The organism is Streptomyces lusitanus, from assembly GCF_042647945.1.
In the GTDB taxonomy this organism is placed as follows: Bacteria; Actinomycetota; Actinomycetes; order Streptomycetales; family Streptomycetaceae; genus Streptomyces; species Streptomyces pseudogriseolus.
Genome location: NZ_JBHRWL010000017.1, coordinates 107,379 through 121,367 on the forward strand (window position 1 = coordinate 107,379; position 13,989 = coordinate 121,367).

The 13,989-nt window shown below is 72.7% G+C and carries 8 protein-coding genes; all 8 read right to left on the minus strand.

Features of this window, described 5'->3' with window-relative positions; all coding sequences use genetic code 11:
* Positions 1 to 30: 30 nt before the first annotated feature.
* Complete coding sequence (locus ACFOSY_RS23915; RefSeq protein ID WP_394310251.1) at positions 31 to 1,236, minus strand: DNA polymerase III subunit delta'; 1,206 nt, start codon at positions 1,234 to 1,236, stop codon at positions 31 to 33.
* 231 nt (positions 1,237 to 1,467) lie between these two features.
* Positions 1,468 to 4,662, minus strand: a complete 3,195-nt coding sequence (tmk, locus tag ACFOSY_RS23920) for a dTMP kinase (protein WP_394310253.1) — start codon at positions 4,660 to 4,662, stop codon at positions 1,468 to 1,470.
* Positions 4,663 to 4,838: 176 nt separating this feature from the next.
* On the minus strand, positions 4,839 to 7,667 hold the full coding sequence (gene topA, locus ACFOSY_RS23925; protein WP_394310256.1) for a type I DNA topoisomerase: 2,829 nt from the start codon (positions 7,665 to 7,667) through the stop codon (positions 4,839 to 4,841).
* Positions 7,668 to 7,912: 245 nt separating this feature from the next.
* Positions 7,913 to 8,110: a hypothetical protein gene (locus ACFOSY_RS23930; protein ID WP_394310259.1), complete on the minus strand. Its 198-nt coding sequence runs from the start codon at positions 8,108 to 8,110 to the stop codon at positions 7,913 to 7,915.
* A gap of 311 nt (positions 8,111 to 8,421) precedes the next feature.
* Positions 8,422 to 9,951: a DUF7059 domain-containing protein gene (locus ACFOSY_RS23935; RefSeq protein ID WP_394310264.1), complete on the minus strand. Its 1,530-nt coding sequence runs from the start codon at positions 9,949 to 9,951 to the stop codon at positions 8,422 to 8,424.
* A gap of 84 nt (positions 9,952 to 10,035) precedes the next feature.
* The gene (locus tag ACFOSY_RS23940; RefSeq protein ID WP_394310267.1) at positions 10,036 to 10,626 is read right to left on the minus strand and encodes a small secreted protein; all 591 of its coding nucleotides are present in this window, start codon (positions 10,624 to 10,626) and stop codon (positions 10,036 to 10,038) included.
* A gap of 182 nt (positions 10,627 to 10,808) precedes the next feature.
* The gene (locus ACFOSY_RS23945) at positions 10,809 to 13,220 is read right to left on the minus strand and encodes a sodium-translocating pyrophosphatase (RefSeq protein WP_394310270.1); all 2,412 of its coding nucleotides are present in this window, start codon (positions 13,218 to 13,220) and stop codon (positions 10,809 to 10,811) included.
* Positions 13,221 to 13,551: 331 nt separating this feature from the next.
* The gene (locus ACFOSY_RS23950; protein ID WP_394310272.1) at positions 13,552 to 13,989 is read right to left on the minus strand and encodes an ATP-binding protein; all 438 of its coding nucleotides are present in this window, start codon (positions 13,987 to 13,989) and stop codon (positions 13,552 to 13,554) included.

Sequence of the window (13,989 nt, forward strand, 5' to 3'; positions counted from 1 at the left end):
TGCGAGCGCCGTTCAGCCCGCTCGGCCCGCTCAGCCCGCCCTGAGCGCCATCGTCATCGCCTCCACCGCCAGCAGCGGCGCCACGTTGCGGTCCAGGGCCTCCCCGCAGGCCGCGATCGCCTCGATGCGGCGCAGCGTGGACTCGGGGGTGCTGCCGCGGGCCAGGCGCTCCAGCGCGTCCTCGGCGTCGGTGTTGGCGAGGGCGATGCGGGAGCCGAGCTGGAGGGCGAGGACGTCGCGGTAGAAGCTGGTGAGGTCGGCCAGGGCGACGTCGAGGCTGTCGCGCTGGGTGCGCGTCCTGCGCCGCTTCTGCATGTCCTCCAAGTCCTTGACCGCGCCCGCCGTGCCGCGCGGGAGGCGGCCGCCCTGGGCCGCGCCCAGCGCCGCCTTCAGATCCTCGGTCTCCTTGCCGTCCATCTCCTCGGCGAGCTGCTTGGCGTCCTCGGCGGCCGCGTCGACGAGCTCCTGGGCGGCCCTCAGCGCGCCGCCGACGTCCTCGACGCGCAGCGGCAGCTTCAGCACGGCGGCGCGGCGGGCGCGCGCGGCCGGGTCGGTGGCCAGGCGGCGCGCCCGGTCGACATGGCCCTGGGTGGCGCGGGCGACGGCGGCGGCGACGTCCGGTTCGATGCCCTCGCGGCGGACGAGCATGTCGGCGACGGCCTCCACCGACGGCGTGCTCAGGACGAGGTGGCGGCAGCGCGAGCGGATCGTCGGCAGGACGTCCTCGACGGACGGGGCGCACAGCATCCAGACCGTGCGGGGGGCGGGCTCCTCGACGGCCTTCAGGACGGCGTTGGCGGACTTCTCGTTGAGCCGCTCGGCGTCCTCGACGAGGATCACCTGCCAGCGGCCGTTGGCCGGGGCGGTGAACGACTTGCGCACGGTGTCGCGCATGTCCTTGACCAGGATCTCCGCGCCGACCGCGGCCACCGTGGAGACGTCGGCGTGAGTGCCGACGAGCGCGGTGTGGCAGCCGTCGCAGAAGCCGCAGCCGGGGACGCCGCCCAGGGCCCGGTCGGGACTGACGCACTGGAGCGCGGCGGCGAAGGCGCGCGCCGCCTGGTTGCGGCCCGCGCCGGGCGGGCCGGTGAACAGCCACGCGTGCGTCATGCGGGACGCCTCGGGCGGGGGCGCGTCGCTCGCCGCGGCGGTGACGAACGCGTCGGCGTCCCGGGCGGCGGCGGCGAGCTGCTCGCTCACCCGCTCCTGCCCGACCAGGTCGTCCCACACGGTCATGGGTCAGCCCGCCCTTCCGTCGCGTCCGTCGCATCCGTGCTGTGCCGGATCCATTGTGCGGGTCCGGACCGACACGCCCGTCCCCTCCGCCCCGAACACGGCCCGTCCCTTCCGCCCCGAACACGGCCCGTCCCCTCCGCCCGGACCGCCCGGAACACGGCGGTGCCGGGCGCGCCCGCAGGCACGCCCGGCACGGTACAGCCGCGTCTCGGCGCCGGCGCCGGCCGCGTCTCAGCGGCGGCGCCACCGTCCGCCGCCGCGGCCCTCGTCGTCGCCGTGGTCGTCCTCGCGCGGGCCGAGCAGTTCGTCGGCCAGCGACGGCAGGTCGTCCAGCGGAGTCTCCTCCGCCCAGTCGGGGCGCTCCCGGCGGCGCGGGGCGCTCTGGGCGTCGACCTGCGGCAGCTCCCGCGTACGGTCGTCGGGCCCCTCCGGGCCGCCCGCGGGACCGGACTCGCCCCCGCGCACCGGCGGCAGCACGGCCGTCTCGTCCGCCGCGCCCGGCGGGACGGGCGGCAGCACCGCCGTCTCGTCCGCCGCGCCCGGCACCTGCGGCCGGGGCAGCTCGGTCGTCACCTCCGCGTCGGCGGGCGCCTGCCGGCCGGAGTCCCGCGCGCCGTCCTCGTCCCGTACGCGGTCGTCCCGTACGCGCTCGTCCCGTACGCGCGGCAGGACGGCCGTCTCGTCCACCGGACCGCCCGTCGCGTTCGTCGGCGTCACCACCGGCGTCGGCACGGTCACCGCCTCGCCGGCGTCCTGGCGCGCGGCGGGCGGGGCCGGGGGCTCGGAGGGGGTTGCCGTGGTGCGCGGGCCCGCCTCCGCCGCGGCCGCCGCGCGCTCGGCCAGCTGCCGGGCCTGCTCCGCCCGCAGCAGGGCCTCCTCGGCCTTGCGCTGCTTCTCCAGGCGCTGCGCCTCGGCCTCGGCACGCAGCCGCGCCTCTTCCTCCGCCTGCTTGCGGCGGCGCTCCTCCTCGGCCTTGCGGCGCGCCTCCTCCTCGGCGCGCGCCTTCTCCTCGGCGAGCAGCCGCTGCCGCTCCTCCTCCGCGCGGCGGCGTGCCTCCTCGGCGCGCTGCCGGGCCTCCTCCGCCTGGCGCTCGGCCTCACGCCGCTGCGCCTCCTCCAGTTCACGCCGCTTGCGCTCCTCCTCCTCGGCGCGCAGCTTGGCGAGCTGCTCCTGGCGCTCCCGCTCCAGGCGCTCCTCCTCGGCCTTGCGGGCCGCCTCCTCCTCCGCCTTGCGGCGGGCCTCCTCCTCGGCCTTGCGGCGCGCCTCCTCGCGGGCGGCGATCTCGGCCTCGGACAGCGGCAGGACGCGGTCGAGCCGGTGCCGGATCACCGTGGTGACGGCCTCCGGCTCCTGGCCGGCGTCGACCACCAGGTAGCGGCCGGGGTCGGCGGCGGCCAGGGTGAGGAAACCGGAGCGCACGCGCGCGTGGAACTCCGCGGGCTCCGACTCCAGCCGGTCCGGCGCCTCGGTGAACCGCTCGCGCGCGGTCTCCGGCGCCACGTCGAGCAGCACCGTCAGGTTCGGCACGAGTCCGGCGGTGGCCCAGCGGTTGATCCGGGCGATCTCGGTCGGCGACAGGTCGCGTCCGGCGCCCTGGTAGGCGACGGAGGAGTCGATGTACCGGTCGCTGATGACCACCGCGCCGCGCTCCAGCGCCGGGCGCACGACGGTGTCCACGTGCTCCGCGCGGTCCGCCGCGTACAGCAGGGCCTCGGCGCGGTGCGAGAGGCCGGCGCTGGAGACGTCGAGCAGGATCGAGCGCAGCCGCTTGCCGACCGGGGTCGCCCCGGGCTCGCGGGTGAGGACGACCTCGTGGCCCTTGGCGCGGATCCAGTCGGCGAGGGCCTCGGCCTGGGTGGACTTCCCCGCGCCGTCGCCGCCCTCCAGGGCGATGAAGAAGCCGGTGCCCGCGGACGCGGGGGCGGGGTCGTCGCCGCCGAGCAGCGCGTCCCGCAGGTCCTGCCGCAGCGGCACGCCGGAGCGGTCGTCGACCTTGGCCAGGACCAGCGCGGCGACCGGCAGCAGCAGTGCGCCGACCAGCATGAGCGTGAAGGCGGCGCCGCCGTGCGCGAAGACGAACCTGCCGTTCTCCAGGCGGTGCGGGCCGATCGCCGCCGCGACGACGGGGGCGACGACCGCGCCGAGCCCCACGTACACGCGGACCACGGCGTGCAGGTGCTCGGTGACCCGGGACCGGCGCTGCTCCTCGGTCTCCTGGTCGAGCAGGGCGTGCGCGATGTTGGCGGCCATGCCCGCGCCGGCGCCGGCCAGCGCCAGGATCAGCAGCACGCTGGTGACGTCCGGGACGAGTCCGGCGGCGAGCAGCGCGAGACCCGTGAAGGCGAGGGTGAGGGCGAGCATCCGCCGCCGGGACAGCGACGGCAGCAGGGCGGGCGCCGTGCGGATGCCGACGACCACGCCGCCGGTGAGCGCGCCCACCATCAGGCCGAACAGGACGGGTCCGCCGCCCAGGTCCTTGGCGTGCAGCACGGACACGGCGACGGCGGCCGCCACCGCGCCGGCCACGGCCGCGCCCGCGAGCACCAGCAGCGGCAGCGCGCCGGTGCGGCCCTTGTCGGGTCCGGCGGCGTGCCGCGGGCGGCGCAGGCCCTCCAGCGGGGAGCGCGGGCGGGGCGTGCGGGCGCCGGGCAGTTCGAGGAAGGTGACGACGGACAGCGACGCGGCGAACAGTCCGGCCGCGACGTACGAGGCGAGGGCCGCCTGGTGCTCGCCGAACCACTCGATGCCCGTGCCCAGCAGGTTGTTGCACAGGGCGGCGGCGACGAGCGTCAGGGCGGCGAGCGGTATCGCCACGAAGCCGGTGCGCAGCGACAGGCGGCGCAGGGCGTCCAGGTGGTCGGGCAGCGGCCGGATGCTGGCGCCCTCGGGCGGCGGCGCGGGCAGCAGCGCGGGCGCGGCGCCCTCACGGGACACCGTCCAGAAACGCTCGGCGACCCCGGCCACGAACGCGGTGACGAGGAGGAGCGCCAGGGCGTTGTCGGGCGTCCAGTCGATCCACAGCGGCGCGACGATCAGCAGGGCGGCGCGCAGTCCGTCCGCGCCGACCATGGTCCAGCGGCGGTCCAGCGGTCCGTCCTGCGAGGTGAGCGACGTGAGCGGGCCGAGGAGCACGGCGCCGAACAGCAGCGTCGCGAGGATCCGTACGCCGAAAACGGTCGCCACTGCGAACGCCGCCCCGCGGTACCCGCCGCCGAACGCCTGCTCGACGACCGAGGCCTGGAGGGCGAGGAGCACCAGCACGAGGAGGGCGAGGACGTCACCGACCCCGCCCACGAGCTGTGCGCTCCACAACCGTTTCACCTGCGGTCGGCGCAGCAGGGCGCGGACGGCACGCTCGCGGGAGTCCGCGACAAGGGCGTCGTCGGGGGCCGGTGGGGAGGCCGTGGGCTGCTCGGCTCGCGTCATGCGTTCAGCCTATCGGCCCGCGGCGACACCCCGGGGCCGACGCGCCTGACATGCACACGTCCCGACATAGAACCGTGCCGGGACGTTCGCATTCCGAACGCCGGGCGGCGGAGCCCGGCGTTCGGGGGATGCGGATCAGGGACGGGGGGCACGGCACGGGGGTCACCGCACCGGGATCAGTCCTCCGCGCCGTTCGCCGCGGCCGTCTTCCCGGCGGCGGTCTTCTTCGCCGTCGTCTTCTTGGCGGCCGTGGTCTTCTTCGCCGCGGTCGTCTTGGCCGCCGCGGTCTTCTTCGCCGGCGCCTTCTTGGCCGTCGTCTTCTTGGCGGTCTTCTTCGCCGTCTTCTTGGCGGGACCCTTGGCACGCTTCTCGGCCAGCAGTTCGAACCCGCGCTCCGGCGTGATCGTCTCCACGCTGTCGCCCGAGCGCAGCGTCGCGTTGGTCTCGCCGTCGGTGACGTACGGGCCGAAGCGGCCGTCCTTCACCACGACCGGCTTTTCGCTGACCGGGTCGGTGCCCAGCTCCTTCAGCGGCGGCTTGGCCGCGGCCCGGCCACGCTGCTTGGGCTGGGCGTAGATCGCCTGCGCCTCCTCCAGCGTGATGGTGAAGATCTGGTCCTCCGCCTGGAGCGACCGCGAGTCCGTGCCCTTCTTCAGGTACGGGCCGTAGCGGCCGTTCTGCGCGGTGATCTCCTGGCCGTCGGCGTCCACGCCGACCACGCGCGGCAGCGACATCAGCTTCAGCGCGTCGTCGAGCGTCACCGTGTCCAGGGACATCGACTTGAAGAGCGAGGCGGTACGCGGCTTGACCGCGTTCTTGCCGGTCTTCGGCGTGCCCTCGGGCAGGACCTCCGTGACGTACGGGCCGTAACGGCCGTCCTTGGCGACGATCGTGTGCCCGGTCGCCGGGTCGGTGCCCAGCTCGAAGTCGCCGCTCGGCTTGGCGAGCAGCTCCTCGGCCAGCTCGACGGTCAGCTCGTCGGGCGCCAGGTCGGCCGGGATGTCGGCGCGCTGGTGCTCCTCGGTGTCCTTCTCGCCGCGCTCGATGTACGGGCCGTAGCGCCCGACCCGCAGCACGATGCCGTTGCCCACCGGGAACGACGACACCTCGCGCGCGTCGATCGCGCCCAGGTCGGTCACCAGCTCCTTGAGACCGCCGAGGTGGTCCCCGTCGCCGTTGCCCGCGTCGGCCGCGCCGCCGTTGCCCGCGCCCTCGCCGAAGTAGAAGCGCTTCAGCCACGGCACGGCGCGGGCCTCGCCGCGCGCGATGCGGTCGAGGTCGTCCTCCATCTTCGCGGTGAAGTCGTAGTCGACGAGCCGGCCGAAGTGCTTCTCCAGCAGGTTGACCACGGCGAAGGAGAGGAACGACGGCACCAGGGCCGTGCCCTTCTTGAACACGTAGCCGCGGTCGAGGATCGTGCCGATGATCGACGCGTACGTCGACGGGCGGCCGATCTCCCGCTCCTCCAGCTCCTTGACCAGCGATGCCTCGGTGTAGCGGGCCGGAGGCTTGGTGGCGTGCCCGTCGACCGAGATCTCCTCGGCGCTCAGCGCGTCGCCCTCGGCGACCTGCGGCAGCCGGCGCTCGCGGTCGTCCAGCTCGGCGTTCGGGTCGTCGGCGCCCTCGACGTAGGCCTTGAGGAAGCCGTGGAAGGTGATCGTCTTGCCGGACGCGCTGAACTCGACGTCCCGGCCGTCGGCGGCCGTCCCGCCGATCTTCACCGTCACGCTGTTGCCGGTCGCGTCCTTCATCTGCGAGGCGACGGTCCGCTTCCAGATCAACTCGTAGAGCTTGAACTGGTCGCCGGTGAGACCCGTCTCGGCGGGCGTGCGGAAACGGTCCCCCGAAGGACGGATCGCCTCGTGCGCCTCCTGCGCGTTCTTCACCTTGCCCGCGTAGGTGCGCGGCTGCGGCGGCAGGTAGTCGGCTCCGTACAGCTGCGTGACCTGGGCGCGGGCGGCGGCGACCGCCGTCTCGCTCAGGGTCGTCGAGTCCGTACGCATGTAAGTGATGTAGCCGTTCTCGTACAGCTTCTGCGCGACCTGCATCGTGGCCTTCGCGCCGAAGCCGAGCTTGCGGCTCGCCTCCTGCTGCAACGTCGTCGTACGGAACGGGGCGTACGGCGAGCGGCGGTACGGCTTGGACTCGACCGAGCGGACCGCGAACCGCGCGTCCTGAAGGGCGGCGGCGAGCGCGCGGGCGTTCGCCTCGTCGAGGTGGAGGGTGTTCGCGCTCTTCAGCTGACCCAGCGAGTCGAAGTCGCGGCCCTGCGCGACCCGGCGTCCGTCGACCGTCTGCAACCGCGCGACCAGCGTCGACGGGTCGCTCGCGTCACCGGCGCGGCCGGTGGAGAAGGTGCCGGTCAGGTCCCAGTACTCGGCGGAGCGGAACGCCATGCGCTCGCGCTCCCGCTCGACCACGAGACGCGTCGCGACGGACTGGACGCGGCCTGCCGACAGCTTCGGCATGACCTTCTTCCACAGGACCGGCGAGACCTCGTAGCCGTAGAGGCGGTCGAGGATGCGGCGGGTCTCCTGGGCGTCGACCAGCTTCTGGTTGAGCTCACGCGGGTTGGCCACGGCCTCCCGGATCGCGTCCTTGGTGATCTCGTGGAACACCATGCGCTTGACCGGGATCTTCGGCTTGAGCACTTCCTGGAGGTGCCACGCGATGGCCTCGCCCTCGCGGTCCTCATCGGTGGCGAGGAAAAGTTCGTCGGACTCCTTCAGCAGGTCCTTGAGCTTCTTGACCTGCGCCTTCTTGTCCGCGTTGACCACATAGATCGGCTGGAAGTCATGGTCGACGTCCACACCGAGGCGGCGCACCTCGCCGGTGTACTTCTCCGGAACCTCGGCGGCGCCGCTGGGAAGGTCGCGAATGTGCCCGACGCTCGCCTCGACGATGTAGCCGGGGCCGAGATAGCCCTTGATCGTCTTCGCCTTGGCAGGCGACTCGACGATGACGAGTCGGCGGCCGCCGTTCGCGGTCTCGCTGGTCGGGGACAACTTCGCTCTTCTCTCCGTCGACGCTCGGGCCTCCCCAGGCGCTTCTCCCCGGGGTCGGGTCATGGTGACGCTGCGGAGTGTGACGGTACATCCCGCCCCCGTGTCAAACGGGAAAAGCCCGCAACGGCCACTCGAACGGTAACCCGACTACCGCCGTTCCTGCCGCCCGGAGTGTCCAGACTCCGCCCGCCCTTATGCGGAGCGCGATCCTTCGCTTACCGGCGGCGTCCGGAACCCGACGCGTCTCAGAGGCGGGTGAAGCACCAGGCGCCGAGCGCCAGGGCGACGGTCGCGACGGTCCCGGCGACCGTGGTCGATGCGACGCGGTTCACACCGAGGGCAACCGGGCGGTGCTGCCGCGCGCGGGTCACCGTCCAGGCCAGCAAAGCGGCGCCGAACAGGCAGAACACCGTCCCCGCGAAGATCGCCGGCCCACTCTCCATGCCGCCCGCGCCCCCTCTCGTCCGTCCCTGCGCCGACTGCTGGGGACGCTGCCACGCCTGGGCGGCGAGAGGACGAACCGAAGGTGAACGAAGGGGCTCGGGAGGACGGCGAGGGAACGTAAACGGGCCTACCCGACCCGCGTACAAAAATCTTCGCGACTTGAGCGGGCGGCGCCAGCTGCGGGCATTCGTGCCGCTGGGCGATGGGGGCACCTCCCGCTCGAGCGAAGCCGAGAGTGGGGGAGGGTGGGCGCAGCGGCACCTCGTCGGCGCCGAGCAGCGCACCCCACCCCCGGCCCAGCCCAGACGCCTCACCCCACCGGATTCAGAAACCCCTGCTCCACCAACACCCGAATCTGAGCCGGCGTACGGTCGCGCAACAGCACAGGATCCTCCCCCAGCAGCTGCGCAATGGCATCCAAGATCCGCCCCGCGCTCATGCTCCCGTCGCACACCCCGGCAAACCCCGCCCCGATGGTGTCCACCTTCGTGGCCCGCCGCATCCCCCGGTTCTGCCGCAGCACAACATGCTCAGGATCCTCCGCCCCCGGCAGCCCCACCTGCTCCTGCACCACCTCGTCGGCCAGCGCGAAGCACGTCTCGAGCAGCGCCGCGTCGTCGTGCGCCCGCAGATGATCCAGCCGTTCGAAGTGCGCCCGGACCGTGTCGCCCAGCGGCTGCTCCACCGGATGCGGCCACTCCTCCACCGTGACCGACGGCACGGCCGCGTCCGACCGCCGCAGGGTGATCCACCCGAAGCCGACCGCCCTCACCTTCCGCGCCTCGAACTCGTCCAGCCACGCGTCGTACCGCGCCCGGTACTCCGCCTCGTCCCCACGGTGGTCGCCCGCGTCCCGCAGCCACAGCTCGGCGTACTGCGTCACGTCCTGCACCTCACGCTGCACGATCCACGCGTCGCAGCCGCGCGGCACCCACGAGCGGAGCCGGTCCTGCCAGTCCTCCCCCTCCACGTGCTGCCAGTTGGCGAGGAACTGCGCGTAGCCGCCCGGGTTGAGCCGCTCCCCCGCCTGCTGGACGAGCGTGCGGCACAGGTCGTCCCCGCCCATCCCGCCGTCGCGGTAGGTGAGCCGCGCCCCGGGCGAGATGACGAACGGCGGGTTGGACACGATCAGGTCGTACGTCTCGTCGTCCCGCAGCGGGGTGAACAGCGACCCCTCGCGCAGATCGGCGGCCGGGACCCCGGACAGCGCCAGGGTGAGCGCCGTGATGTGCAGGGCGCGCGGGTTGACGTCGGTGGCGGTCACGCGCGTGGCGTGCCGGGCGGCGTGCAGCGCCTGGATGCCGGACCCGGTGCCGACGTCGAGCGCCGAGCTGACGGGCGTACGGACGGTGATGCCGGCCAGGGTGGTGGACGCGCCGCCGACGCCGAGCACCACGCCCGGGTCGCGGCTGCCGATGCCCCCGGCGCCGCCGACCGCGCACCCGAGGTCCGACACCACGAACCAGTCCTCGCCGTCGGACCCGCCGTACGGCCGTACGTCCACGGCCGCCGCGAGCGCGTCGCCGCCCGCACTCCGCAGCCACCCGCTCTCCAGGCACACGTCGACGGGCAGGACGGCGTCCAGGCCCGCCCGCGGCACCGGCTGCTGGAGCAGGAACAGCCGCACGAGCAGCTCCAGCGGACTGTCCCCACGGGTGGCGCGGAGCGCGGGGACGGTCTCGCTGCGGGCCAGCGCCGCGTACGCGGGGGCGCCGAGCAGGTCGAGGAGTCCGTCGGCGGTGAAGGAGGCGCCGAGCAGCGCCTCCCGCAGCCGGGCGGCGGCGTCGGTGCGGTCGGACAAGGGCAGGGGCGGCAGGCTGGCGTCACTCACGCCCCCCATTGTGGCCGCCGCCCCCACCCGGCGCGCACCCGCGGCCGCTGAGCAGCCGTCAGCGACCCGGGCGGGCGGCACCAGGCTCCGCCGTCAGCTCTTGGTCGCGCCCGCCGACGCCGTGGCCGTCTGGCAGCTGGCCTGCCGGGACATGGCCTCGCCGACCTCGCCCTCCTCCAGCGTGCTGAGGGCGTCGCTGCCGCTCTTGCTCAGCTTGTCCAGCTCGGCCGCGATGTCCTTGAGACCGTCCGCGAAGTCCGCCTGGTCCTTGGTGTTGAGACCGTCGACCTGCTTCTTCAGGGTGGCGTAGGACGCGGAGATGCTGTTGAGCTCCTTCACGGCGTCCTGCTGCTTCTGCTCGCCGTTGTCGACGTCGGGCGCGCCGGCCTTGCTCACGGCCGCGCCGATCGCCTTGTAGGCGTCGGACATGTCCTGGAAGGCCTTGGAGTCGGCCTGCTGCACGGCCTGGGGCGTGCTGTTGTCCGAGGTCTCCTTCTGGATCGCGGTGTTGGCCGCCTTGATCTTGGCGGCCTGCGGCTGCACGGCGTCGCAGACCTCCTTCGCCCAGGCGTCCAGCTTCTCGTCGCTGTCGTCGCCGCCGCATCCCGTCAGCGCCAGTACCAGTACCGCACCGCCGGACAGTGCGGCCGCGAGCTTCTTGTTCACCGGATTGGTCCCTTCCATGGCCTTCGGCCCCGGAACATACACGCCGGATGGCCTACACCCACTTGTCGGTCGTCCGGTACAAGCGTTTTTGTAGCCATTTGCACCAGGCGAGACAAGGGTCACGGGACGAAAACCGTGCGGGCGGGCGGCGCGTCAATCCGCGCCGCCCGCCCGCACCTTGGTCCGGTGTCCGGCGTGCCCTACCGGGAAACCACCGCCGGGTCCGGTGAGTTGGACTCGGGTTTCGCGTCGCCCTCGTCGTCGTCCACCGCGATCCCGCGCCGCTTGGACACGTACACCGCGGCGACGATGACCAGCGCAGAGACGACCGCGATCAGCACCCGCATCCCGACGCTTTCGTCCTCGCCGTAGGAGAAGTTGATGACCGCGGGCGCGATGAGCAGCGCCACCAGGTTCATCACCTTCAGCAGGGGGTTGATCGCGGGTCCCGCGGTGTCCTTGAACGGGTCGCCGACCGTGTCGCCGATGACGGTGGCCGCGTGGGCCTCACTGCCCTTGCCGCCGTGGTTGCCGTCCTCGACGAGCTTCTTCGCGTTGTCCCACGCGCCGCCGGAGTTGGCGAGGAACACCGCCATCAGCGTGCCCGCGCCGATCGCGCCGGCCAGGAAGGCGCCCAGCGCGCCCACACCGAGCGTGAACCCGATGAAGATGGGCGCCATCACGGCGAGCAGACCGGGCGTGGCGAGCTCCCGCAGGGCGTCCTTGGTGCAGATGTCGACGACCTTGCCGTACTCCGGTTTCTCGCTGTAGTCCATGATCCCGGGCTTTTCGCGGAACTGCCGCCGCACCTCGTAGACCACCGAACCCGCCGACCGCGACACCGCGTTGATCGCCAGCCCCGAGAAGAGGAAGACGACCGCCGCGCCCGCGATCAGGCCGACGAGGTTGTTGGGCTGCGAGATGTCCATCATCAGCGTCAGCGGCGCGCCCTCGCCGCTGAGCCGTTCGCCCACGTCCCGCGCGCCGGTGGTGATGGCGTCCCGGTACGAGCCGAACAGCGCCGCCGCCGCGAGGACGGCCGTGGCGATGGCGATGCCCTTGGTGATGGCCTTCGTGGTGTTGCCGACCGCGTCCAGGTTGGTGAGCACCTGGGCGCCCGCGCCCTCGACCTCGCCGGACATCTCGGCGATGCCCTGCGCGTTGTCGGAGACCGGGCCGAAGGTGTCCATGGCGACGATCACACCGACCGTGGTGAGCAGACCGGTGCCGGCCAGCGCCACCGCGAACAGCGCCAGCATGATCGACGTGCCGCCGAGCAGGAACGCCCCGTACACCCCGAGGCCGATCAACAGGGCGGTGTAGACGGCCGATTCCAGACCCACGGAGATGCCGGCGAGGACCACCGTGGCCGGCCCCGTCAGCGAGGTCTTCCCGATGTCCCGCACGGGACGCCGGGTGGTCTCGGTGAAGTAGCCGGTGAGCTGCTGGATCAGCGCGGCGAGCACGATGCCGATGGCCACCGCGACCAGCGCGAGGACCCGCGGGTCGCCGCTCTTGCCCAGGACCGCCGTGTCGGTCACCCCGTCGAGGTCGGCGTACGACGACGGCAGGTAGACGAACGTGGCGATCGCGACGAGGACGAGCGAGATCACCGCGGAGATGAAGAAGCCGCGGTTGATCGCGCTCATGCCGCTGCGGTCGGTGCGCCGGGGCGCCACCGCGAAGATGCCGATCATCGCGGTGATCACACCGATCGCGGGGACGAGCAGCGGGAACGCCAGTCCCGCGTCGCCGAACGCCGCGGACCCGAGGATCAGCGCGGCCACCAGCGTCACGGCGTACGACTCGAAGAGGTCGGCCGCCATGCCCGCGCAGTCGCCGACGTTGTCGCCCACGTTGTCGGCGATGGTCGCGGCATTGCGCGGATCGTCCTCCGGAATGCCCTGCTCGACCTTGCCGACCAGGTCGGCGCCGACGTCGGCGGCCTTGGTGAAGATGCCGCCGCCGACACGCATGAACATGGCGATCAGGGCGGCCCCGAGGCCGAAGCCCTCGAGCACCTTCGGCGCGTCGGCCGCGTACACCAGCACGACACAGGCGGCGCCGAGCAGACCCAGCCCCACCGTGAACATGCCGACCACACCGCCCGTACGGAAAGCGATCTTCATCGCCTTGTGCGAAACGGTGGTGAGATCCTTTTCCGGCTCGCCCTCCGCCGGAGTGGCTTCCCGGGCCGCGGCGGCGACCCGGACATTGCTGCGGACGGCGAGCCACATGCCGATATAGCCGGTGGCCGCCGAGAACGCCGCTCCGATCAAGAAGAACACCGATCGCCCGGCACGCTGATTCCAGTCGTCCGCGGGCAGCAGCATGAGCAGGAAGAAAACGATCACGGCGAATACGCCGAGGGTGCGCAGCTGGCGGGCCAGATAGGCGTTGGCGCCCTCCTGGACCGCGGCCGCGATCTTCTTCATGCCGTCGGTGCCCTCGCCGGCCGCGAGCACCTGGCGCACCAGGACCGCCGCGACGGCCAGCGCCGCCAGGGCCACGATGCCGATGGTCACCACGAGCACGCGGTTCTCGTCGGTCAGCACGGCGGCTGCGAGGGATGTGGGTTGGCCCGACTCGTATGAGATGGAAAGCCCCGCCATTCGTCCTCCTTGACGCTTGGGCTGAGCTCAAGATGTGGACGGGATTGTAGGTACCGGAACCTGATCTAAACAGACCGCGAGAAATGTAAATGGCGTGCAGTCGCCCTTCACGATTGATCTCGGCCGAACGGCAGGCGATCGGTCGGCCGGAAATCGGTAATGCCTTTGAGGCATTCTCGTGATCGCATTTTCCCGGGCACGGAGGATCGTGAACGAATTCACGCGATCAACCGCTGGGAACCACTGTAAGCGCGGTCCCCGGCACCCGCACATGCCGAAGGGCCCCCACGCAGGGGCCCTTCGGAAAACGGTCGGCGTACGGGTGAACCGGTCAGGTGAACAGCGCGGCCGGCGGCGTGGTGGGCCACCTCATGCGGATCGATCCGCCGCTTTCCCCGGCACTGACCTCGACGTCGTCGACGAGGCCGCTGATGACCGCGAGGCCCATCTCGTCCTCCTCGGTCTCCGTGTCGGCGTCGCCGAGCACCTCACCGGCCGAGCGGGCACGAACGGGAGCGTGCGGGGCCTCGTCGCCGACCTCGATGGAGAACTGCTTCTCCTCCTCGATCAGCAGCACCCGCACGGGCGCCGAGATGCCGCCGTGCTGATGCAGTCCGACGGCGCGGGTGCAGGCCTCGCCCACGGCGAGCCTCACCTCGTCGAGGACGGCCTCGTCCACTCCGGCCCTGCGCGCCACCGCCGCCGCCACGAGCCGGGCGGTCCGGACGTGCTCGGGCAGCGCGCTGAAGCGGAGTTCGACGGTGGCCAT